This is a genomic window from Moraxella cuniculi DSM 21768 (assembly GCF_900156515.1).
Lineage (GTDB): Bacteria > Pseudomonadota > Gammaproteobacteria > Pseudomonadales > Moraxellaceae > Moraxella > Moraxella cuniculi.
The window spans coordinates 267,838-290,618 of sequence record NZ_FTNU01000001.1 but is presented as its reverse complement, the minus strand read 5'-3'; the positions used below and the strand labels follow the sequence as shown (position 1 = coordinate 290,618).

At 43.7% G+C, this 22,781-nt stretch carries 20 protein-coding genes; 15 read left to right on the top strand and 5 right to left on the bottom strand.

What is annotated here, in order from left to right; translation table 11 throughout:
• Nucleotides 1-3 precede the first annotated feature (3 nt).
• From BW928_RS01390 to BW928_RS01375, 4 genes are all read right to left on the bottom strand, one after another.
• Entirely contained in the window at nt 4-1,800 is a 1,797-nt protein-coding gene (locus BW928_RS01390; protein ID WP_143821441.1) for a TnsB C-terminal domain-containing protein, read from the bottom strand.
• Between the two features lie 29 nt (nt 1,801-1,829).
• The gene (locus tag BW928_RS01385) at nt 1,830-2,735 is read right to left on the bottom strand and encodes a hypothetical protein (RefSeq protein ID WP_076554438.1); all 906 of its coding nucleotides are present in this window, start codon (nt 2,733-2,735) and stop codon (nt 1,830-1,832) included.
• Nucleotides 2,736-2,793: 58 nt separating this feature from the next.
• On the bottom strand, nt 2,794-3,081 hold the full coding sequence (locus BW928_RS01380) for a helix-turn-helix domain-containing protein (protein ID WP_076554437.1): 288 nt from the start codon (nt 3,079-3,081) through the stop codon (nt 2,794-2,796).
• Nucleotides 3,082-3,159: 78 nt separating this feature from the next.
• A complete protein-coding gene (locus BW928_RS01375) occupies nt 3,160-3,357 on the bottom strand; it encodes a BcepMu_gp16 family phage-derived protein (protein WP_076554436.1) in 198 nt (65 codons plus the stop codon).
• Between the two features lie 112 nt (nt 3,358-3,469).
• Here BW928_RS01375 and BW928_RS01370 point away from each other — a divergent pair, with 112 nt between their 5' ends.
• From BW928_RS01370 to BW928_RS01315, 12 genes are all read left to right on the top strand, one after another.
• Nucleotides 3,470-4,120 (top strand): LexA family transcriptional regulator, encoded by a 651-nt coding sequence (locus tag BW928_RS01370; protein WP_076554435.1) that lies wholly within the window; start codon nt 3,470-3,472, stop codon nt 4,118-4,120.
• Nucleotides 4,121-4,184: 64 nt separating this feature from the next.
• On the top strand, nt 4,185-4,703 hold the full coding sequence (locus BW928_RS01365; RefSeq protein ID WP_076554434.1) for a hypothetical protein: 519 nt from the start codon (nt 4,185-4,187) through the stop codon (nt 4,701-4,703).
• A gap of 95 nt (nt 4,704-4,798) precedes the next feature.
• On the top strand, nt 4,799-5,707 hold the full coding sequence (locus BW928_RS01360) for a hypothetical protein (protein WP_076554433.1): 909 nt from the start codon (nt 4,799-4,801) through the stop codon (nt 5,705-5,707).
• Between the two features lie 212 nt (nt 5,708-5,919).
• Nucleotides 5,920-6,159, top strand: coding sequence for a DUF2644 domain-containing protein (locus tag BW928_RS01355; protein WP_076554432.1), 240 nt, complete (start codon nt 5,920-5,922; stop codon nt 6,157-6,159).
• The gene (locus BW928_RS11570) at nt 6,152-6,367 is read left to right on the top strand and encodes a TraR/DksA C4-type zinc finger protein (protein ID WP_076554431.1); all 216 of its coding nucleotides are present in this window, start codon (nt 6,152-6,154) and stop codon (nt 6,365-6,367) included. Before BW928_RS01355 ends, BW928_RS11570 begins: the two co-directional genes overlap by 8 nt.
• On the top strand, nt 6,368-6,688 hold the full coding sequence (locus tag BW928_RS01345) for a hypothetical protein (protein ID WP_076554430.1): 321 nt from the start codon (nt 6,368-6,370) through the stop codon (nt 6,686-6,688).
• Nucleotides 6,685-6,990 (top strand): hypothetical protein, encoded by a 306-nt coding sequence (locus BW928_RS01340; RefSeq protein WP_076554429.1) that lies wholly within the window; start codon nt 6,685-6,687, stop codon nt 6,988-6,990. Before BW928_RS01345 ends, BW928_RS01340 begins: the two co-directional genes overlap by 4 nt.
• Before the next feature lie 8 nt (nt 6,991-6,998).
• Nucleotides 6,999-7,538: a DUF3486 family protein gene (locus BW928_RS01335; RefSeq protein ID WP_076554428.1), complete on the top strand. Its 540-nt coding sequence runs from the start codon at nt 6,999-7,001 to the stop codon at nt 7,536-7,538.
• On the top strand, nt 7,535-9,046 hold the full coding sequence (locus BW928_RS01330) for a terminase large subunit domain-containing protein (protein ID WP_076554427.1): 1,512 nt from the start codon (nt 7,535-7,537) through the stop codon (nt 9,044-9,046). The genes BW928_RS01335 and BW928_RS01330 overlap by 4 nt, the downstream gene beginning before the upstream one ends.
• Nucleotides 9,047-10,516: a DUF935 domain-containing protein gene (locus BW928_RS01325; RefSeq protein ID WP_076554426.1), complete on the top strand. Its 1,470-nt coding sequence runs from the start codon at nt 9,047-9,049 to the stop codon at nt 10,514-10,516. It abuts the gene before it with no gap.
• A 1-nt stretch (nt 10,517) separates the two neighbouring features.
• The gene (locus tag BW928_RS01320) at nt 10,518-11,738 is read left to right on the top strand and encodes a phage head morphogenesis protein (protein WP_076554425.1); all 1,221 of its coding nucleotides are present in this window, start codon (nt 10,518-10,520) and stop codon (nt 11,736-11,738) included.
• 117 nt (nt 11,739-11,855) lie between these two features.
• Nucleotides 11,856-12,338 (top strand): phage virion morphogenesis protein, encoded by a 483-nt coding sequence (locus tag BW928_RS01315; protein ID WP_076554424.1) that lies wholly within the window; start codon nt 11,856-11,858, stop codon nt 12,336-12,338.
• Nucleotides 12,339-12,551: 213 nt separating this feature from the next.
• Here BW928_RS01315 and BW928_RS01310 read toward each other — a convergent pair whose 3' ends face one another.
• Nucleotides 12,552-18,674, bottom strand: a complete 6,123-nt coding sequence (locus tag BW928_RS01310; protein WP_076554423.1) for a two-partner secretion domain-containing protein — start codon at nt 18,672-18,674, stop codon at nt 12,552-12,554.
• Nucleotides 18,675-18,839: 165 nt separating this feature from the next.
• On the opposite strand from BW928_RS01310, the gene BW928_RS01305 reads away from it, so the two are divergent.
• From BW928_RS01305 to BW928_RS11910, 3 genes are all read left to right on the top strand, one after another.
• A complete protein-coding gene (locus tag BW928_RS01305) occupies nt 18,840-20,738 on the top strand; it encodes a ShlB/FhaC/HecB family hemolysin secretion/activation protein (RefSeq protein ID WP_076554422.1) in 1,899 nt (632 codons plus the stop codon).
• Between the two features lie 159 nt (nt 20,739-20,897).
• The gene (locus BW928_RS01300) at nt 20,898-21,353 is read left to right on the top strand and encodes a hypothetical protein (RefSeq protein ID WP_143821440.1); all 456 of its coding nucleotides are present in this window, start codon (nt 20,898-20,900) and stop codon (nt 21,351-21,353) included.
• A 524-nt stretch (nt 21,354-21,877) separates the two neighbouring features.
• Nucleotides 21,878-22,696 carry a polymorphic toxin-type HINT domain-containing protein gene (locus BW928_RS11910; protein WP_227516522.1) on the top strand — a complete coding sequence of 273 codons (819 nt, stop codon included), beginning with the start codon at nt 21,878-21,880 and terminating at the stop codon, nt 22,694-22,696.
• Nucleotides 22,697-22,781 lie beyond the last annotated feature (85 nt).

Here is a 22,781-nt window from a genome sequence, read left to right as displayed (position 1 = left end):
CCTTTATGCAATTTTTAAAATCGTTTTCAGGGTGCTGCTTTCGGTCAAGACCTCAAATACTTCATCAAGACCGCTTGCATGAATGCCATCAGGATAGCGTTCTTGCAGTACCTTAACCGCCAAGCTCCAATCCGCCCCAAGTGCCTCTAAGCGTGGTTTTAATTGCTTGGCGATGTCCACTTTGGATAAGACAGGTTCAGCAATGGTTTGTTTGTAGCGACCATATTCCACGCTTTGCGTGCCTTTTTTGGGCATATACAGCGTGTTGTCATTGTCCAGCACCGTATCATTATGCTTATAAGGGTCAAGTTTGCCACCAAAGGGCAAGGCTTTGGCTTTTCGCTTAATGTCAGCTTGTTCAAGTGTATCCGCTCCCATGGCGATTTTTTGCAACTCTTTGGCGTGTGTTTGGGCTTTGGTGTCATTATGAGCCTTATAGCCCTGACCGATGATGATGGCACTTTCACGAAAGCCCATCTCGTCAAATAGCACTTCTGGCACAGCCACCCAATTCTCGCTCATGCCATCTGCTGCCTCTACACACACCCTAGCACCGTCCACTTCCCACGGATTTTGGGCGACTAGGATTTTTTGTCCAACAAGTACAGATAATGCGGACACATCATACACCTTGCCCTTGTAGCGAATTTCAAGCTCTGGGGTTACTTTGGCTTCTTTTGGCACAGACAGGGTAAGCGATTTGCAATACTCAGCTGGCGGAGCGATGATAAGCTCATCTGACTTTATCTTTTGCCACGCTTTATAGCGGGTTAAGCCGTGCCGTGAGTGGACGGCTTGACTGTTAAAGTATCTTAGCCACTTGTCGCACAAGGCGTTTAGGGTGTCAATATCATTGACCTCCACAAACCTTAAGCCACTCTCAAAATGCGTCTCCACAATATCGTTGGCTTTTTCCACTTGCCCTTTGGCTCGTGGGTTGTTGGGTTTGTTGATTTGCACCGTTACATCTAGAGCTTGGCATAGGGTCTTAAATGCCGAGCTGGTGTTAGCAGAGCCAGGGTCTAGCATGACCATCTTTGGTACACCACGAAAAGGGTCTTTGCCGATGTCAGCCTTGGGCGACATCATACGAATAAAAAAGTCGCACAAATTTGCCGAAGTCTCCCCACCAAAATAATAATGACAATACACCGCTCCGCTTGCGTGGTCTGTGCCTGTATATCGCCATACGCGGTCATTGATGATTTTGACCACATTGGCAGGTTTGTTTTTATAAAACTCATCGTGGCTTGCCACACGCAGTCCTGTATCTTTGCCCGCTCGTGGCAGGTAGTACAAAATGCACAGACTGGGGTCAATTTGCCACAGATGATTGGGGTGCAAAGACTTCATCGATACCACAGGAGCAGGCTCAAGTAGCTGGTCTGGGTGCAGATGATAGGCTTTTAGCCCACGCACAATCGCCCCTACCGACAATGCTGTGCCGTCTGTGTGGCACGCCTGTATCATACCGTTAGCACGAAGCATTGTTACTGCTCGCTCCACCGTCATAATGCGTTTGCCATTTTTTCGCATACCCTCCATCACCACGCTACTGATGAGCTTGGCATCACCAAGGCTTAGGGTCATCTCACCTTTGTCGCTACGAGCCTTACGAGCAGGCTTGACCGCCACACTTTCTAGTTTGCGATACAGTGTTGAGACGCTCATTTGTAGCTCTTCCGCTTTGGCTTGCAGGTAGCGTGATTTTTCGCCACGCCCTAGATTTTGGGCGGTTTTGGCGATTTCGCTTAGGCGTTCTACCAAGGCTGGGTTGAAAGACAGATTGCTCGTTGCCATTTTTTGACCCTTATGATTATTTTGCCAACTTACACATCGTCTTCTGAATAATCAAAAGGCAGTGGCATATCCATATTGTCCGCTTCCATCGGTTCATCTTGTGTCAGCCAAACAGGAACCTCGCCCATCGGAGCCTCCGTTGGTAGCAGGTATTGCCCACGCAGGATTTCACAGTCTAGGATAAGCTGATTGATAGCCCCCACCATCAGAGCGGTATGGTCGCTTCCGTGTGCTTCTTTGTGAGCGACAAAACCATCAAAAATGTCTTTTAGCTTGCTAATCTCAGAGCGAGCGGACACTTCTGCACTTGCCAGTTGTGCAGACAGTTCTCGTGCGACATCGGCAGGTTTGGGCTGTTTGTTTTTATTTTTGGCGAGTTTTTCAGCAAGCTCGTCAATCTTGGCATTTTTCTCGCTCATCACTTTGTCTTTGGCTTTGCTGTCTTCACGGGCTTCACGGAGGGCTAGGCGCAGCTCTTTGATGGTCATTCTGTCCACATCGTCTAGCGTATTGCCGTTAATATCGCCACCTTCGGCAAGCTCCACTAGGGTATCGTCATCTTCTACTAACAGCTCCAACAGCTTAGATTTGCCAAGCGTGATGAGCTTAGGCTGGGCTTTTTGCATTTGCGGGGTTGCAAAGCGTTTGGTGGCATTTATTAGGCGTTGCACTTCTCTTTTGTGTATGCCAAATTCTTGTTCCACTAATTCAACAAAACGACCGTGTTCGGTATGTTCTTTTAGGACGATTAACGCCTTGCCAAGCTCAAACATACCCTCTAAGGTTTTGACAACCGCTTGGCGACCTCGTTCAATCCAAGTGGCTTCGTTATACACCTCGCCATTACCCCATTGCTCCATCACCTGCATACTGTGCAGGGCTTGTTGGTTGATGACATCTCTTGTGATGACTTCTACGCTTGTGGCTTCACTCATTTTTTTAATACCTTTTGCTTTGGTTAATTTTCAAAAGCGACGACATCGTCGCTTTTACCTAATAGCCAATACCGACATTGCGTTGAATTTCGTCCATTCTTGCTTTTAGCCTCTCGTGCTGTTTACGATAGTTTTCAGCGATTTGCAGGGTGCGGATAGAGTAGGCATAGTTGCCATTGTCCAGTTTTTGCACCAAGCCTTCACTGATTAAATCTGCCAAATCACGGCTGACTTGGGTGGGGGTAAATCCTAAGTTATCGGCAATTTCTTTATTACTAATCCCAATCAAGGGGTGGTTATGCAATGCCTTAAAAACTTGCAAGATACGAGTGCCTTTACTGCTCATCTTTTTCTCCAAAAACCTTATAAAATAAGGGGTTAACATGGCAAAATGTGCAAATTTGTGCTAAAATATACCGATATTTTAGACACGCATTTCGCCCTGTTTTAAGCCAAAAAATACCGCAATGTCGTGCGAACGCCCGAAGTGTCCTTTGGCTTGTCCATTAAAGACTTTATACACTTCTTGCGGTGTCCAGCCTTGCTCACGAGCGACTTGGGCGATAGGAATGCCTTTGGCACGGTACTCGGCTTTGACTTGCTGGACGGTTTTGGTAGTCATAACAACTCCTGTGGATAAATGTGTGATTTAAGGTAAGTTTGTGTGGTGTGTGTATATTATTGCTCAAAATTTTGAGCATTTCAAGTAATTTTTTTAATTTTTGGTCAAAAAAATGAACAAATACCAAGAAAGACTGCGTTCAGAGATTGATAGAATTGGCGTTCAAGAGCTATCAAAGAAAATGGGTATAGCTAGAAATACCTTATATAATTGGGCTGAAAAATCCAATACACCATTGGATAAGCTAATGGAATTGGCTGAACATGGCTTGGACATAGAGTACATTATCACTGGCTCAACAAAGGAGAATGCTCAAAATATTGAACAAAACTTCTTTGACGATGAATTCTCTCTTGTGCCATTCTACGATGTGGAGATTTCAGCAGGATTTGGGCGAGATAATAGTGATGTTCATGAACCAACCAGCCATCTTGCCTATCGCAGAGACTGGCTCAAAAGACAGCGACTTCATATCGACAGTCTGATATCCACACGCATCAGTGGCGACAGTATGGAGCCAACCATTCCTGACAACAGCACTATTTTGATTGACAAAACTCGCCACCAGCCTAGAGATGGGCATATCTATGTCCTGCGTAACGGGGATACTTACTGGGTTAAGCGACTGCAAATACAGCCCAATGGCAAGTTGGTTTTAATTAGTGATAATAGCTTTTATCCACCAATGACCCTAGATTTAAAAACAGAGAGCGATGTTGAGATTGTAGGTCAGGTAGTGAATGTATCAAAAGATTTCTTCTAACATCAAATGGAGAATTATCATGTGTAAATTGTTGGTTCTGTTTTAGTCTTTTAGGAAGGCTTTTATGAAAAAATTCACACTTCTGCTGCCATTTGTTCTTGCTCTACCCATTCAGGGCAACACAGCAGGACATATGGAGCAGGCACTCATTGAGCAAAATCAGTTTGTATTTCAGTATAATATGATTGCTCAAAAATCCATACCGAAACTACCAAAAATCTCTCTAAATAGCACCAAAAATGCGGAGACCAAACAAATTGCAAAAGGTATCACAATAAAAATCACCAAAGCCAGTCTAGATGGTTGGCTAGGCAAGGTGGATGTCAAATGCACGAATATTAACACAGAGCCAATGCTTAATAAATGTATGACAGCGATGTTGGTTGCTGCTTATGCAACCGATATGGAAATTGATGCAGAAACAATGCAGGAAACTTTTGAGTTGGCACTGGAAAATGGCAATGCCCAATATCTTGATAAGGGAACAGAAATAGAATACAACATTGTATTTGACCAGCTTAAAAAACAGTTTGATTTCAACATTCAAGCAGAAGGCGGACATATTGTACCAATGGGCGAATAAATCAACCAGATTTTAAGAATGCCTAATGAAACTTATCCATCTGATATCACCCCTTGAGATTTTGTGTAGATTTTAAAATCTTGCAGGAAAAACAAATGACCCAAACCATAGATATAGATTTTCGTATTAAGTATAATATGGATACCACGCCAAGCGTAGACGATGTAATTACCAGCTTGACTGCCCTACAACATCTCATTCCCAAAAGCGTGACAGTATTAGATAGGCTCTATCCTGAACTTACTATTCATACTACAGAATTACTTGTAGAAGATGTTCGAGCAGGTAGCTTATGGGAAGACCTTAAAGTAAAGCTCACTGTCGGCTTGGTTGGCGAAGAGAATGCCAAAAAATTACAAGAAATTTTAGATGACAGTATTAAGAATCATCATATGTTAAATAAATTGCTATACGCAGGATTTGGAGCGGTTATTGCTTATGGCACAATGACTGCTGTGCAGTCGTGTAGCAAAAAAGAACAGGCTGTTGTTAATAATTTTTATGATAATAGCACCAATATTGCCATCTTGTCAGAGCATAGCGGTCTATCAGGCGATGAAGTTGTGGCGGTTGTGCAGTCTGTGATGGACAAAAAGACAGTTCAAAAAACAGCTGATTTTATTCGCCCAGCCAAGCAAGACCCAAAGGGCAGCATTGAGATTGGTGGCAAAACCGATACCCCTCAAATAATTCCAAATGAAATTGTGCAGGCTGTCCCAGAACAGGTAGAAATACCACAACAAGAAGAGCAAGAGCAGGATTACAGTAATATAGATGTTTATGTCTATACCAGTGACCAAGATAAGAACACTCAAGGATGGGCTGGCATTGTGCCAGATTTATTTGAACAACGAGTAAAGTTTGAATTGGCAGAAGACATTAATCCTCACGAATTACACGGGCAACGCAAAATTAAGGCAGACATTACAGTCATTAAGCGTTATCAAAAGTCTCAGAATAAATATGTGGTTACCAAAGTTATCATTCATCGGGTTGCCAAGTAATTTTCCTCTTTCAAAAAACAAGCCCCCAAGCGTAAACTTGAGGGCTCTGGTTATCAAAGTAGCTCTGCCCACCTCATACCAATAAGACTTGTTTTTGGCAAGTCTTTTTTATTGTCATCAAGCCACTCACCCAAGCAATTTTTAAAACGCTTTAAAGGACTTGTTGTACTCATCTTGGCATAATACCCTCAAATTTTAGCACAAGTTTGACAATGAAAATTCTTGACCTTATCACAAACCCACAAACAGGCAAACTTTCCCACACCCGTCTTTGGGCAAATGTCGCAAGCCTTGTTGCAACTGTTCAATTTATCCGCCTAAATACCGATGACTGGCAGCTTTGGCTGGTATATCTGGGTTCAGTCGGTGGTTATGCAGTGGCAAGAAAATTTTTGGCAAGTCGTGATAATACAAACCAAAGTTACGAATACACAGGAGGTGAGCGTGAGTGATGTGATAGACACAGCCCAAACCCAAAGCGAGCTGATTTTGGAGCATCAAATCAGACAAGCGACCCAAAAGACAAGCCTGCCCACCCGCACCCATTGTATTGACTGTGATGAACCCATTCCGCTTTTAAGACAGCAAAAAGTTACAGGGTGTCAAAGGTGTGTGGCATGCCAAACCGATTTTGAGAAGCAAAACCTAAGGGGCGTGTAGATGGATAATACTTTTATCAGCATTGATTTTTGGCAACTTGTTGGCTTTTTGTTGTCGTTTTTGGGCGTATGTTGGGGCTTTGGCAAAATGCTACTTGCTCAGTTTCAAGCCCAGCAAGACGAACGCCAAAAAGCCCAAGACAAACTATCCGACAAAGTTGAGCATTTAGAAACCCTATTTGCCGAACAAAAAGCCGTCTTGCCCGAAAAATTTGTCCTACGAGAAGATTATATCCGCAACCAAGCCGTCCTAGAAGCCAAAATGGACAGCATTCAAAAGACCTTGACCGACCTGTACAAAATGGAGAGCCAAAGACAATGAACGAAAAAGCACGCCGCGAGGGTATGCGTTGGCATATCATCAACACCCTGCACAAGGCTCGCCCATACACCACCAGCGAGATTTTTTTACTGGATGTGATGCGGGGGATTTATGCCGACATTACCGCCTTAGAACTTCGTCAGCAACTTGAATACTTATCCAATGCCAGCTTTATCCAACTCACCAAACAGCCCAATGGCGTGTGGTATGCCGACTTAACTTATCAAGGGGTGGACATTGCCGAATATACCACTGATTGTCCACTTGGTATTGGGCGACCTGACAAATACTGGCAGGATTAGGGGGTGTTATGGCACAAAGAAGCAGTGTTGAAAAACTTCCCAGTAATATTCGCCATGAATTAGAACGCAGGCTTGCTGACAATGGCTTTGGCAACTATACCGAACTTGCCGACTGGCTAAAATCTCAAGGTTATGAAATCAGCCGAAGTGCTGTTCATCGCTACGGCTCAAAGGTACAAAAACGCTTTGCCAGTATCAAAGCAAGCACGGAGGCGGCACGGCTGATTGCCGAAGGGGCAAGTGATGAGGGCGATACTCGTTCAGAGGCACTGATGGCAATGGTGCAGACCGAATTGTTTGACGCATTGGTGGAGATTGGCGATATGGACAATTTGGGAGCGGTTGAGCGGTTTAATATGGTTGCCAAAGCCTCCAAAAATATCGCTGCTTTGACTTCAGCAAGTACCAATTTAAAAGAATATCAAGCCAAATTGCAGGTCAAAATTGAACAAACTGCCAGCGATGTCGCCAAAGCAGTCAAAAAAGGCGGACTGTCTGACGAAACGGCTGACGAAATCCGCCGTAAGATTTTGGGGATTGGAGCATGACAACCAAGCAGCCCATCACAGACAATACCTTATCTCGCAGTCCAATGGTGCTATTGCCCTACCAACAACGCTGGTGTGCTGACACATCGGCGGTTAAAGTGTGTGAAAAATCACGGCGTATTGGTTTAACTTGGGGTGAAGCGGCTGATTCGGCTCTTTTGGCAGCCAAGACAAACGGAATGAATGTTTGGTATGTCGGCTATAACAAAGATATGGCACTTGAATTTATCCACGACTGTGGCAACTGGGCGAAGTTTTATGGTTTGGTGGCAGGCGAAATAGAAGAGACCGAAGAAGTCTTTGTGGATGGCGATGATAGACAGGCGATTTTGGCGTTTGTCATTCGTTTTGCGTCAGGACACCGCATTACCGCCTTGTCATCTCGCCCCAACAACTTGCGTGGTAAGCAAGGGCGGGTCATTTTGGATGAAGCAGCTTTCCACGAAAGCCTGTCAGAGCTATTAAAGTCAGCGATGGCTCTGTTGATGTGGGGAGGTCAGGTGCATATCATTTCTACCCACGATGGGGTGGACAATGCCTTTAATGAACTTGTCAATGACATCAGAGCAGGCAAAAAGCCTTATTCTTTGCACCGCATTAGCTTTGATGATGCCATTGCTGATGGTTTGTACCAACGCATTTGCCTAAGGCGTGGCATAGAGTGGACAGCCGATGGCGAAATAGAATGGATAGCGGACATTAGGGCAAGTTATGGCGAGGACGCCAAAGAAGAGCTGGACTGTATTCCCAAAAATGGCGGTGGCAAATGGCTAAACCGTGCGTTGATTGAAAGTCGCATGAGCCCTTATACACCCGTCATTCGCCTTGATAAAAGTGATGAATTTGCTTTATTGCCTGAATATAACCGTGCCAAAGAAATTAACGATTGGATAACAGACACCTTAGAGCCACTCCTTGATGGCTTGGATAAAAGCCGTATCAGCTTTGTGGGCGAAGATTTTGCCAGAAGTGGCGACAAAACTGTGATTGTGCCGCTTTTGCAATACCCAAATTTAATCCTAAAACCGCCCTTTATCTTAGAGCTTGGCAATATGCCCTTTGCCCAGCAAGAGCAGATTATGACCACCTTATTAAAAGGCTTGCCCAATTTGCGTGGTGGTGCGTTTGACGCAAGGGGTAATGGTCAATCACTTGCTGAAAAAATGCAGGACACCTTTGGGGCGGACATTATAGAGGCTATTATGCTGTCAGAAAGCTGGTATCGCACCCACACCGCCCCTTTTAAGTCTGCCCTAGAAGATGGCACACTTACCGACTTACCCAAAGATGAAGATATTTTAAACGATTTGCGAGCCTTTGAACTTGTGAACGGCGTACCACGCATTCCCACCACTCGCACGCAGGGTACAGATGGCAAAAAACGCCACGGCGATGCAGGCATTGCCTTGTTGCTGGCTCATTATGCCAGCCGCGAACTCAATGTTGGGCAAATTAAGGTTGCCACTCGCAAAGTCAAAAGAAAAAGTAAACTCACCCAAGGATTTTAAATGACCACACCAAACCAAACCCATGCCCCAAAGCTGGATAAAGACGAACTTACAAGCCAAATCGCCACCGCCCATCGTTATTTTGGGGTGTATAAATTTAGCCAAATTCTCCCAAATCCTGATATTGTCCTAAGACGGCTTGGCAAATCCAGCCTGTCGGCTTATCGTGAGCTTTTGATTGACCCCATTGTGGCAGGGGCGGTACGCCGTCGTAAGGCAAGCGTCTCAGGGCTTAATTATCGCCTTGACAGTGAGCTGTCGGATAAAGAGCAAGCCATCATTAACCAGATTTTTGACAATCTGGACATTTATGGGCTGATTGGGCAGATTTTGGAGGCGATATTGTACGGTTATCAGCCCATTGAAGTCATCTGGCAGTTTAAGGACGGTATTTGGATGCCTGACAGGTTCATTGCCATACCCCAAGAATGGACAGGCTTTGACACTGACGGCGAGCTTGTGCTGATTGATGGCATTGCCAAGACCGCACCGCCACCCTTTAAAATCCTTTGCCCAACCAATAATGCCAACTTTACCAATCCTTATGGTACGGCAGAATTGTCTTGCGTGTATTGGGCGTGCGTCTTTAAACGGGGTGGTTTAAAGTTTTGGGCGGAATTTGCCGAAAAGTTTGGCTCGCCTTGGATTATCGGACACGAACCTCGCTCCAACACCGATGATGATACGAGCAAGCTCCTTGATGCCCTAGAAGAGCTGATGGGCAATGCAGTAGCAACAATCCCCAATGACAGCAGCGTAGAAATCAAAGAAGCCACAGGCAAAACAGGCTCATCGCAGGTGTTTGATGATTTTATTCGCTATTGCCGCAGTGAGATTAACATCGCCTTACTGGGTCAAGACCAAACCACCGAAAAAGACACAAGCCACGCTTCGGCAATGGCAGGACTTACCGTAACAAAAGACATTCGTGATAATGATTGCCGTGTGGTAGAGAGTTGTTTTAATACTTTGCTTACTTGGATTTGCAAGCTTAATTTTCACAATGTGAGTCCGCCCAAATTTGTGCTATATGAAGACGAAGTGGGCGACAAAACATTGGCAGAGCGAGACCAGATTTTGGCAAGCCTTGGCGTGGTATTTAACCAAAGCTATTATGAGCGAGCGTATAATCTGTCAGCAGATGAATTTACCCTAAATGCCCAAAACACCACACAAACCACCCCCAATTTTAGTGAAAAATCCTTCACACCACAGGGCGATTTGTCTGATAAATTGGTGATAGGCGTGCCAAGTGATGATGATTTGACCGCTCAAATTGGGCAAATGCTAAGTGATTTTACCACCTTAGACAGCAGTAACTTGGATAATGAAACGGCTCTTTTGGAAAAATTAGCCAGTCTTTACCCCACAATGCACATTGACAAGCTGCAAGACAAGCTGACCCAAATGTTGTTTATTGCCGACACGCTATCACGCCTACACACCCAAGAAGAAATGGGGTTAAATTAAGATGAGTAGTATTGATAAACTCACAAATAAAGAGCTAAAAGCCTTATTTGATATGCCACCAAAGCAAGCCATTGAACATTTAAAATCTAAAGGCTTGCACATCTCTTGGGATTGGCAAGACACGCACGCCCTTGCCCATGCTCGCAGCTTTACCATTGCCAAGATGACCGCCCTTGATATGCTTTCTGCCACCAAAAAAGCCATTGAACAGGCGATGACAGACGGCACAGGTTACAAGGGCTTTGAAAATACCATCAAGCCTTATTTGGTACAGCAAGGCTGGTGGGGTGAAATTCTGGCAAAAAACCCCAAAACAGGTCAGACGGAACCAGTCAAATTAGGCTCAAATCGTCGTCTAAAAACCATTTATCACGCCAATCGCCGAACCGCCATCATGACCGCCAAATACGAGCGAATGAAACAGGCGACAGACACCCACCCTTATTGGCAATACTCAGCTGTCCTAGACCGCCGTACTCGCCCAAACCACTCAGCAAAACACGGAGCCATCTATGCCCACGATGACCCCTTTTGGTTGCATTCTTACCCACCAAACGGCTTTGGTTGTCGTTGCACCGTCAAGGCAATCACCAAAAATCAAGCCCAAAAAGCAGGGATTGACAAAAGTGATGATGAGCGTATTTTGGGCGAAAATGGTTTTGGCGGTAGTCCTGTTGCCAGTCATTTGTTTGATAAACTTTGGTATGACAAAGCCAAACAAGCCCTTGGGCAAAAACAGGCTCTTAGACAAATTGCCAAAGATATGGCAAGTGATGTCAGGATAGCGGGGTTTTTGGCATGGGTTCGGCAAAGTCAGATTAATAGCAATTCTCAAAGACGAACCTATGGGATTGGCTTGGTATCTGAACCTGTGCTTGCCAAGATTACTGAACACAAGATGGACGAATTAAGCCCTGTGGTAGGCTTTCGTGATACAATTATTGTAGGTCATAAAGCCACTCGTCATGCTGCCAATAATGATGCACTAGACCTCAGAGCCTTGGAAAAAATTATCAGAGACTTTGGTAAGCCAGATTGGGAACTATGGGATAACCAAAATAAAACGATACTTTTAGCATATCAAGTTACAGACAATAAAGTTGCTAAATTAACCCTAAAGGCAAATAAGGGCAACATTGAAGCAATTTCTGGATTTTATGTAAGTATAGAGACAATCAAGGCGGGAATTGTGGGTGGTGAATATATTCAAATTAAGAAATAAAAATCCGCTACTTCGTCTGAATCGAACAGATTAAAAACACAATCACTTGTGTCCAGACCCCGTGCCTGACCCCGTAGCGGAATGGTTTTATTATACCAAACTCAGGAAACTTTGCCAATGCTCATTATCAACCTAGACGACAGCCAAGCCCAAGATACTTTGGCTCAATTATTAAAAAATGCCACGAATAGCCGTGTCATTATGCGGTCTTTTGCAACAGAATTAGAAACCATGACTGCTGACAACTTTGACAGTGAGAGTTTTGGCGGACAAGCGTGGGTGCGTAAAGCCTTTGGCGGTGGCAAAACCCTAACCGATACAGGCGAGCTAAAAGACAGTATCACCAGCAGTGCCACCAGCCACACCGCCACCGTTGGCACCAATGTGGCATATGCTCGTATTCATCATTTTGGTGGCACAATCACACCAAAGAAAAAACCCCATCTTGCTTTTGCCACGCCAAACGGCTTTGCCAAAGTGAAATCAGTTACACTGCCATCTCGCCCATTTTTACCTGTATCGCCTGCTGGACAATTACAAAGCGATGGTGATAGACGGTTAATAGAAGTTGCCTTATCCGCCCTGACAACTGACACTTAACCAAATATCAGACAGCTAAAAACTTCACCCAAAATCCACTCATCACCACAAGCTTATGTGTAAAAAATAGAAAAATAAAAAAAGACAGGCATTTTTACCCATCTTTTCCCACAGACCTACAAATCAAACCCTATCCAACTTGTTGCACCCAGTGCAACGCCCTTGCAAAATGGTCTATCTTATCTTATCCCACATCGTTTCAAATTATCCCATTTATTGCAGAGTGTATGGTTGGTTTATTGTGGTGGGTGTTACTTGACGGCTATTAATGATTAAGTCTTTGGCAACAGTGCCTGTTAAGTGCTGAGTGCTAAGGTTGGCACCATCTAGGATAAGATTGCCTTTGATGTCATTATAAGTGGTGCCACCTACTTTGATTTGGGTGTTTGTATGTGTTGTGGTTTGCTCTGTGCTGTTGCCTTTTGCTTTGTTGGCATTGATGGTAAAGCCAGCAGAGTTTGAGCTTAGTCCATCGGTGCTAAGATTGGCAGAGGCATAAACACCAAAGCCTACGCCTTTACTGCTGTTTTGGCTGTCTTGGGTGCTGGTCTGGGTTGAGGCTTGGTAGATGACATCGCCCTCAACATGGTTGTATAGGTTTTGTCCAACACTGATGTTTGAGCCTGTGACGGTGAGTGTGCTGTCATCGCCTTTGCCTTTGACATCAAAGATCAGATTGCCATCTGCATGAATGTTGGCAGCGTCGTTGATTTGCTGGTGGCTTGTGGTTTGGCTTTTTATGCTTTGTGAGCCGATGGTAGCTTGGGCTCTGATGCTGCCGAAGTTTTTGTTTTTTAGGTTTTTGGCGAGTGTGTAGCTTTTGGAGGCAGCTGCAAGACCTCCCATCAGTTGCATTCTGCGAGAATTGGTGTCTTTGGTGGCATCTTTGAGTGCTATAATGCTTTGAACATCACCAACAAGGCTGCTAGAAACACTGGCAGTTACCCCTGTGGTTTTCTGGCTAAAGCTGTATGTATTGGCAGTAGTGGCATTTTGGCTTGTGATATTGACAGTTTGTGCTTTAAATAAGATATTGCCTGTATTGGCATCTGTCTCATCTTTTTGGGCGATGATGTCGCTGTTGATGACATCTATCTTATCGCCTGATTCAAGGCGGATGTTACCCCCTGTGGTGGCAATCAGTGAGCCTGTATGGGTGGTTTGCTCATGGCTGTTTTCTTGGCGAGTGTGCTGTTTGCCTAGGGTCACTGAGGCGGGTGCGGTGGTAAATATGCCTTTTTTGGTGATTTGCTCGCTACTGTGGCTACTTAGGCTGTCTTCAGCAGAGCCAATGCTAAGCTGTTTGTCGGCTTTAACAAGAATATCGCCATCCGCCAATACTTCAGTTGCCATCAAAGTAGTATTGACACCACTGATAACAACTTGATTGCCACTCACCTGATTTTTTATGCTGGTGCTGCTGTGCTGCTCAAAGCTGGACTGCTCGGTCTTACTGCCTGTTAAGCGGCGATTGGTGTGTAAACTTGCACTCTCTACACTCTGTGTTTGCCGCCCCTCAGTCATGCGTACATCACCGGTCGCCATAACAGCAGTTGTGCCGCCTGACTGCACACTTGAGCCTTGGATGTTAATGTCCGCATACTCACCGATTGTTCTGATGATGGTATCACCATAACTGCTAATATTTGAACCCACATCTTCTGTTTGGTTGTAGTTAAAGTAATTATTGTCATCTGCCACCGCACTAATATGGTTGCTCACGGTAACAGTGCCAATGTCGATGCCGTTTTCGGCGGTCATTTGGGTGCTGCCGCCAGTGTTGTCTGATGTGGCACCTTGATAGATGATCTGATTGCCACGCAGACTTAGGGTGGTTAATGGTTTGCCTTGTTCATCTGTTTGGTCTTTTAAGCCCTCACCAACACTGATGGTGGCGATGTGTGTGATGGTGGTGTTGGATGAAGAGCTTTGTCCTTGTGTGTTTGTTTGGGTAGCTGTTAGACTTTCGTTGATGATTTGGTTTTTGGCATCAAGGCTCATGGCACTGTCTGCGTATATGGTGCCATGGTTGGTGATGTCATTGTTTGCTGTGATGGCAATAAAGTTGCCTTGCACAGCACCTTTATTGGTGGCGTTATTTGCGGTGATGTTTATGCTGTCTTTGGCAATGACATTACCGTTGTTATCTAGATTGCCCGTCAGCTCTATGTTGATGTTTTTGCCAGACATGGCAGCATACCTACCATCAGGGCTAAGTGTGCCTGTCGTGATATTGGCAGATCTTAGATATAGCTTGGGTACTAAGGCATCTTGGGTTTTGGTGATGGTATTGCCATCTTTGTCTTTGGTGGTGTAGGTGATGGGCTGTTTCACCAGCCAGACGATGTCGGTGGTTAAGTTTGCCATCTGATCAGGCGTAAGTGCCGTGCCAAGCGTGTAGCCGAACTGTTTGGCTGCCGTGATGCCTTGATTCATCAGCTGTTTAAAGGCTTGTTCTTGATTGGTATAATCGGTGCTGATGTGTCTGCCTGTTAATAGCTGATATTGTTCTTTGAGGTATTGCTGTTCTTTATAGCCATCAGATAGGCGTTTGTGGATGTGATTTGGGTCTGATTGTAGTGCTTTTAGCATATAATCGGACGATAACCACTGTTTGTAATCGGTAAAGGCGGCATCGGTCTGAATCAGTGGTTGATTTGGGTCATCGGCATTGATGGTGTATAGGGCTGATGCTGGGATGATGATGTTATTGTCATTGTTATTAATATCAATAATGACAGAGTTGTTATTGGTTGTGGCTGGCTTATCAATCCTTGTGCTGCTTGCTGTGGTGTTGATGGTGGCGTTTAGGATAGGCAGCTCATACGTTGCCAGCGGAGCAAAGGATTGTACAAAGGCACCACTGCCGATATCAATACGCTTATGCCTACGACCTGCACCAGAGGAGACAACTGTGCGGCTGATAAAGCGGCCATTTTCGGTTACTTTGGTTTTTTCACCATACAGACCGTTGTCAGGGTTTTGGATGATGCTATCGCCAAGCACTGCAAAGCCTGCGCCTGCATTTATCTGGCTTTTATCATTAATCAGTGTATTGCCCTGAATGATAAGGTTGCCTCCTGCCACCATGCGAGCAGGGTCAGAGGTTAAAGTTTTATCCTCATAAACAACAAAGTCTACAGTGATTTCATCAATCTCTTCACCAACACGCTGGTGGCTGCCATTTGCTTGTTTGACATATAAAGCTCCAGTTGGTGCACCTTTACGGCTGGTTGGACCTAGGTAGGCTTCATCGGTGGTGTAGATATTGAGAGCCAAATCAACATCACTTTTGGTTTTGTTAAATTGGCGGTTGTATGCTCTGATGGCAAGTTCTAATGCTTCGATGGCAGCAGCATTGTTCTGTTCCCATGTTAATAAAGGAGCCATGGCTTTGGTGTAATTTGCCAAATCTTCATTGTATTGTGTGCAGGCTTGGTTGCTTTTAGGTGCCAAGGCACAGCTTTGGGTGGTTTCATTTTCTGGCAGATCAGGCTCATCTAACAGATCCTGAGCTTTAATGCTTGGGATAGGCTCTTTGGGCGGCTCAATTTTAAAGTACGACCAGATGGCAGAATCATTGCCGTAGTTGATGATGCAGTCGCTACCCTCTGTACAGTCAAACAATCCTGCCATTGGTTTATTGCCCAAATCGGCGGTATTGGTGCTTTTTTGAATGACAGGAGCTGCCCCTGACTGCTCACGATTGCGATAGAGTGTTTGTCCATAGACAGATCCTTCCTCTACCTTGACTGTATGCTTGTTAAAGTCGGCATTGGTGTTTAACAAGGTTTTGGTGCCAACCTGCATCTGCCCACCAGATTCAATGGTTGCACCGTTATTGATGATGGCTTCGGCTTTGCCTGTGGCATGATGATTGTCATCGAGAGTGCCGCCAATGTTAAGACTGTCAAGACTTGTGATTAAAGCTTGACTGTCGAAGTTTTCGTTAAACTTACCTGCTCTGTCAGGGTTGGGATTATTATTAAGCGTTTTAACACCAATATCCAGACGCTGCCTAGCAGCGATGACTGGGGCGGTGTGCTGGTCGTTTTTTTGGTTGGTTTGTTGGTTGGCAGCTTTTGCTGGCGTATTATTCAGCGTGTCAGCCTGGATGGCAAGATGTGTGCCATAGATACGACCACCAGCCAAGTTATCAATGGTGCCTACAGCTTTGATGAATGTGTTTTCACTGTTGATCAGACCACGGTTTGTGATGTCATTGGCATTAAGCGTCAAATCATGATCGGCGGTAAATTGGCTTTGGTTAATCAGCTTGCCACTTGTTGTAAACGCCAAGCGATTGGCAACAAGCTTATCTTGATCTGTGTGGGTGTAGTCCACTTCTTGGGTGATGGTAAGTGCATCAGCTGCGATACTGCCACCGTTTTGTAGCTCTTTTGCAGTGATGTCTGCTTGCTTTGCTGCAGTAATACTACCACCTTGATTGCTGATGTTGTCCTTGGCGATAAGTATCATATCACCACCGCTTAGCAGACTGCCTTGGGTATTATCAATCCCAGAACCACTATCAATCACCATGCCATTTCTAGCAGTGATGCTGCCTTTACTGTTGTCAAAGCTCGTTAATTGCCAGTGGATGTCGTCTAGGGCGATTTTACTGTCGGTGTTGGCAAGGGTCTTGGTGTTTAAGGTTTGTGCATCAATCGATGCTTGATTGGTGTTCTTTGTCTGCTTGGCGGTGATGTTGATATCACCTGTGGCGGTGATGAGTGCTTGTTCGTTTGTATTGGTTAAAGATTTGGTCGTGATAAAACCATCAGCACTTGGTACTGGGATGGACTGAGTTGTGTCTGTGGTTGCAGGTAGTGATGGGTTTGATGAGTTGGCAGTGTTGGCTGTTGTATTGTCTTTAGAATCACTACCAATACTACCAGCACTTTGAGCACTGCTTGGCGTGCTTGGTGTATCGAGGGTGGTTTGCTCATACAGACTTTGACCGATGACGGCTTTATTGCTGTTGGTGAGTGTGTCTGTGCTGATATTAAGACGGCCTGTGCCTGTTTGGATGAGTTTGCCTGTATTGTCAAGCTGATTGGTGGTAAGTTGTAAAACACCACCATAAATACTGTCTTGATTGTTTAAAGTATCAGTGGCATCAATTTGGGTGGTCTGAGTGCTATGGATGGTGCCTGCACTCTCAAGGTCTTTTGTATTGATGGTGAGATTGGCTTGTTCGCTAAGCAGTGTGCCATCGTTTAGAACAGAATGATTATGGGTATTGATGGCAAGTTTGTCTTTGGCAGACAGTATGCCAGTATTAATAAGATTGCCCTGAGCATCTAGGGTGAGTGTACCGCCTGCCTGTACGCCTTTGCCAGTTGCGGTGATGACACCAGCGTTATTAACCCCAAAGCCTTTGTCCGTGCCAATCAGATGGATTTTACCTGCGTACATGCCGCCAAGCGTTGAGATGTCTAGAGCAACGCCTTGCTGTTCTTTATTATTGGCAGTTTGTCCAGCAGATGATACATCGGTTTGTTTATTAGTGGCATTAAGCTTGGTAAAATCACCATCTTGAAGATTGATTTGATTTTCACCCAAGATAACATCAAGTTGTTTGCCTGCATAAATCTCATCATTGATTTGGGCAGTTTTGGCAATTAAAGCGGCATAATCGGTGTTTTGTAGGTTTAGTTTGCCAGTAATACTCATATTGCCAGCATGATTGCCACTTACTTGATAACCAGATACCTGCCCTTGATTGACTTGGCTGCCTGCTGCTGCCAGATGGACATTGCCTGCATTGATAAGCCCAGCGCCATTGACCACTAAGCCTGATGGATTAGCAATGATCACATCCGCCTTTTTACCTGCCACTTCAATAAAGCCGTTCAAATGACTTGGCTTGCTTGAATTGATTTGGTTTAAGATGGTAGAAGCTTCACCACGAGCCATAAAGGGGTTGGCTGCCACAAAGCCTGCAATTTGGGTATTTGTTGCTTGGCGGTTGTTATTTAAAATAACACCAGAGTTGCCGACATCAAATTGGCTATAATGGTTATTGGATAAACCACGAGCATTGGGTGTTGTGATATTGACTGAAGTGATGCCACTGGCTGTGGGTAGAATGATTGGCTGTAAGGCTTTATTGGCAGATTTGTCAGCTAAGATGGTTGTTGGGGTGTTGGCGTGGGCTGATTGTAATAAGCATAATAGCACAAAGGATAAAGCGGTTACTTTGCCCATCATGCCTTTTATTGACGGCTTGTTGCCAGCACTGACACTGTTACAAGACACACCACGAGCATATTCACAAACCGCCATCCAAGTCTGTGTGGATTTATTAAAGACGATTTTATAAATATGGTTCACGGTTCAAATCTCTGACAGATAAAAACAATGGTGATATGATTGTAACATTTTAGTATAATGATAGCAATAATTAACAATTTGTGCAGATTAACACCGCTTGATATATTCTTTTTGATATTTTTGGGAAATTTGGTGATGGCTAGATACTCCGTTCTTTTTATTTGCATGACAGCAATTTTTACTCACGGCATCGCCCTTGCCAACACCAAAAGCCAAACCCTAATCCAAACCCAAGATGCTCGCAATCAAGCTCTGCTTAACCAATTGGTGCCCAATCCAACGGTATTAACAGGTATTGATTCCATCCCGTCTGCCATCAACGATGAGCAAGCTTTGGCAGATGATAGCAATATTTGCTTTGATATTTATCGGATTGGCTATTCGGTATTATCACAAGATGATATTGCCTTTGCAGACAAGCTTGGCTTTGCACTCATGCCTGAAATCATGGGCAGTAGCAGCGTATTAGGTAAGTGTATGACAGTCACTGATATCAATGCTGTCTTGACTCGTGTGCAAAACCGCTTAATTGAGCAAGGCTATGTTACCAGTCGTATTATGGTGGCTGATCAGAATTTATCTGGAGGTGAATTAAGATTAACCGTAATTCCTGGTAAGATTGGTCAGGTGCTGGTGAATACAGCGGATAGCAAAGTACCTGTCTATGTTAAAAACACAGCCAACCAGTCTTATCCTGCTATCACTCAGCCTGCCATCTTAGACACAGCACTCACTACACAAACAGGCAAGCTATTAAACATCCGTGATTTAGAAACCATGCTTGAGAACTTTAAACGCGTGCCAAGTAGTGATGCTAATTTTAAGATTGTGCCGTCTGGTGATAAGCGTATTGGCTTTAGCGATATTTTAATTGACTATAGTCAAAACCGTCGTCTTCGTGGTAGCTTAAGCATTGATGATTCAGGCTCTAAATCCACAGGTAAATATCAAGGCATGGCAACCTTGAGTGTGGATAATTTGGCAAATTTTAATGATTTACTCTATTTAAGCTTTGGGCGGGATTTGGGTAATCAGCTTAATGACGATAAAGATTATCCGTCTAATAAAAGCAAAGGCTCTAAGAATTATGGTATTGGTTATGTATTGCCAATTAAAAATAGTTTATTACAACTAAATGCCAATCGCTACACCTATCATCAAACCGTAGCAGGCAGCACCCAAGATTATGTTTATGGTGGTACTTCTCGTGGGTATAACGCCAAATTATCACACTTAATACACAGAGATGCTCATAGCAAAAGCCATGTGTATGTCGGTGGGTTTATCAAATCTCAAGAAAGTGATATTGATGGTACAATCATCGATGTACAAACTCGTAAGATTGCTGGTTATCAAATGGGCATTACTCATGAAACCTACCTAAAACAAGGCAAGCATCAGCTTACGACAGATATTTCTTATAAACGCGGCAGTGCAGCTTTTAATGCCTTGCCCTCACCAGAAGAGCTGTTTGATGAGGGTTCTGCCCGTGTCGGTATTTATCAATTAAACGCCAATCTAACAAGTAAATACAACCCAAGCATTAACAACAAACCACTACCCATCATCCACAGTACCACACTCAAAGCCCAATACGCCACAGACAGCTTAACTCCAGATTTAAAGATGGCAATTGGTGGTAGGTACACTGTTAGAGGCTTTGATGGTGAGCGTTCATTGTCTGCTGATAATGGCATCTTGGTAAGACAAGACATCAGTTTTTATCCAAGTTTTTTAAATAAACAACGGGCAAATAATCAAGGCATCACAATCAACCAAAACAACCCACAAAACAGCACACGAAACAGTCAATCAAGCCATGCCATCTATTTAGGGTTGGATACAGGATACATCACCAACCACAACAAAAGCCAAAATGAGCTATTGCTTGGACAGCATCTAGCAGGTGCCGCCATTGGCATTAAAGGGCAATACATGCCAAATACCAAGAATCCTTACTTAAGCTTTAACTATGACATTTTCACCTCAAAAGCAATCAGCGAGCCCACAGGTTTTTCAAATAAAGATTGGGTGAGTGGGGTGAGTTTGGGGGTGGGGTTTTAAAAGCAAGTTGATATCAAAACCATCAGTTGAGCAGATTGGCTTGGCTGGTGGTTTTTTATGGGGTGGTTAAATCAGAGTGGAATAAGTGGTCACGTGAAGAGTGGAATGGGTGGTCATTTGGAGTGGAATGTGCATTAGATATTTATAATGTATATAAATATGAAGATGGTACTGTGTTGGAATTCCCATACAAAAAGCGGGACGAGTATTCCGAAGTTATTTTTGATAAAAGAAAACGAAATATTGAGCCTATATTTTTGGGAAAAAATAATTTATGAAGACGGATCCGAATGGATACCACCTTTTTCAGAAGGTATACACATCATCAATGAAGATAAAACCGAGTTTCTAGTCATATTCAGAGAAGAACCCAGTTCTTTTAGTCAAATCAAAGAACCCCCTTGGTACTTCTCACCGCCTGCCCATGCTGCTATTTATTATTCAGATGGTACTTTAAAGCATCAAATCACCATACCTAGAGGTGCCGATGGTAATTTTATTTTTACAGAAGCAGGATGTTCAACCAAATATCCACATCTTAGAACCGTAATTTTACAATTTATCAACCCATACATCAATAAAGGCTTGGTATCATCTTTATGCCATAGACCCTGATAAACCTGAACTTATCAGTACTGGAGAGATGATAAAATGGTAGCATTTAAATCCTGTAGATGCCACCTCTCTCGCTGTCAAGCCAAGCTTTTAACTGACACAAAGGGAAACTTTATCACCGCATATCCTGTAAAAGGTGGTACATGATGAAAAACATCAATTAACCCTTATGCATCAAAAGCAAATGAATATTTAAGTCAGGCTGGACGAAGCTTTACAGCCACAGATGATGATTTTAATAATCAAAGGTTGTTTTTAAATAGTGCATTTGATACTAACAGTTATGCAAATTATGCCAATTTGTTAAACAATATCAATACTTCAGAAGCAGTCATTGCTCTCACAGAAGCCAAATATCAGTTTATCAATGGTTTGATTCAGGGAGTGCAAGACAGTGTTTTGAGTACTTCTAAACTGGCAGATTTAATACAAAACATGAGTCTTGATGAAACTTACTCTGCTATAAATCTACCGTTGATGATGTTGGACGGTTTGTTACAGATGAAGATTATAGACAATCATCTTTGAAAAAAATAGAATATAATCTGAACGAGCAAAATAATTATGTTTTACTAAAAACCCTACAAGGCGATGCCAAAGACTTAGCCCAAGATGCTGGTAATGTCTGCTTTGTTGCAGGGACGCTTATTCATACCATTCATAGGCTAAAACCCATTGAAACCATTAATCATGGTGATTTAATTTGGTCTCGTCAAGAATTTGGTACTCTTTATGGCTATCGTCCTGTTATTGCCACCAAAGTAACGCCTAATCAAGAAATCTATGAAGTTGTTGTAAAACATGACAATGACAACACAACAGAAGTATTCAAAACCACCGCAGAACACCCATTTTGGGTGGAAGGCATTGGTTATCTTAAAGCCTCTTTATTAGAAAAAGGCATGATACTGCTTGACAAACATGGGCTTGCCAATGTTATAATCATCAGTCAAAGAAAGCTTGCCAATACCGAAACAGTTTATAACTTTGAGGTGCAGGATTTTCACACCTACCACATTGGCAAATGCGGTGTGTGGGTGCATAATGCGAATTGTTGTGATGTTATCAGAGCCAGCCTAGAAGATCGATATGGCAAATTAGATGATAGGCATTTTGGTGCTGATGGTGAAATTTATTGGCGAAATCCATTAATCAATAAAAATGAACCAATCAACAAGATTACCACCATCAATGGCAAGCAATATGTTAAAGATCCTCTGACTGGCAATCTAGAAGATGCGACTAAATATACAGTAGGTGTAGACCACATCCTACCACAGAGCTATTTTACCAAAGACCCTCCTTTAGTAAGCTGCCCAAAGAAGTACAGGATTCTATCATAAACAATCCCGAAAACCCACAGCCCATGCTACAATCTGCCAACTCTTCCAAAGGCTCAAAAATTGAATTAAACAGTACAGGTTGGGA

Bases quoted from the DNA above. Each gene is read 5' to 3' on its own strand.
- BW928_RS01345 (WP_076554430.1), top strand. From the start codon at position 6,368: ATGGATAATACTTTTATCAGCATTGATTTTTGGCAACTTGTTGGCTTT.
- BW928_RS01315 (WP_076554424.1), top strand. From the start codon at position 11,856: ATGCTCATTATCAACCTAGACGACAGCCAAGCCCAAGATACTTTGGCT.
- BW928_RS01305 (WP_076554422.1), top strand. From the start codon at position 18,840: ATGACAGCAATTTTTACTCACGGCATCGCCCTTGCCAACACCAAAAGC.
- BW928_RS01325 (WP_076554426.1), top strand. From the start codon at position 9,047: ATGACCACACCAAACCAAACCCATGCCCCAAAGCTGGATAAAGACGAA.
- BW928_RS01320 (WP_076554425.1), top strand. From the start codon at position 10,518: ATGAGTAGTATTGATAAACTCACAAATAAAGAGCTAAAAGCCTTATTT.
- BW928_RS01390 (WP_143821441.1), bottom strand. From the start codon at position 1,800: ATGGCAACGAGCAATCTGTCTTTCAACCCAGCCTTGGTAGAACGCCTA.
- BW928_RS01365 (WP_076554434.1), top strand. From the start codon at position 4,185: ATGAAAAAATTCACACTTCTGCTGCCATTTGTTCTTGCTCTACCCATT.
- BW928_RS01380 (WP_076554437.1), bottom strand. From the start codon at position 3,081: ATGAGCAGTAAAGGCACTCGTATCTTGCAAGTTTTTAAGGCATTGCAT.
- BW928_RS01375 (WP_076554436.1), bottom strand. From the start codon at position 3,357: ATGACTACCAAAACCGTCCAGCAAGTCAAAGCCGAGTACCGTGCCAAA.
- BW928_RS01340 (WP_076554429.1), top strand. From the start codon at position 6,685: ATGAACGAAAAAGCACGCCGCGAGGGTATGCGTTGGCATATCATCAAC.
- BW928_RS01355 (WP_076554432.1), top strand. From the start codon at position 5,920: ATGAAAATTCTTGACCTTATCACAAACCCACAAACAGGCAAACTTTCC.
- BW928_RS01385 (WP_076554438.1), bottom strand. From the start codon at position 2,735: ATGAGTGAAGCCACAAGCGTAGAAGTCATCACAAGAGATGTCATCAAC.
- BW928_RS01330 (WP_076554427.1), top strand. From the start codon at position 7,535: ATGACAACCAAGCAGCCCATCACAGACAATACCTTATCTCGCAGTCCA.
- BW928_RS01300 (WP_143821440.1), top strand. From the start codon at position 20,898: ATGAAGATGGTACTGTGTTGGAATTCCCATACAAAAAGCGGGACGAGT.
- BW928_RS01335 (WP_076554428.1), top strand. From the start codon at position 6,999: ATGGCACAAAGAAGCAGTGTTGAAAAACTTCCCAGTAATATTCGCCAT.
- BW928_RS01360 (WP_076554433.1), top strand. From the start codon at position 4,799: ATGACCCAAACCATAGATATAGATTTTCGTATTAAGTATAATATGGAT.
- BW928_RS01370 (WP_076554435.1), top strand. From the start codon at position 3,470: ATGAACAAATACCAAGAAAGACTGCGTTCAGAGATTGATAGAATTGGC.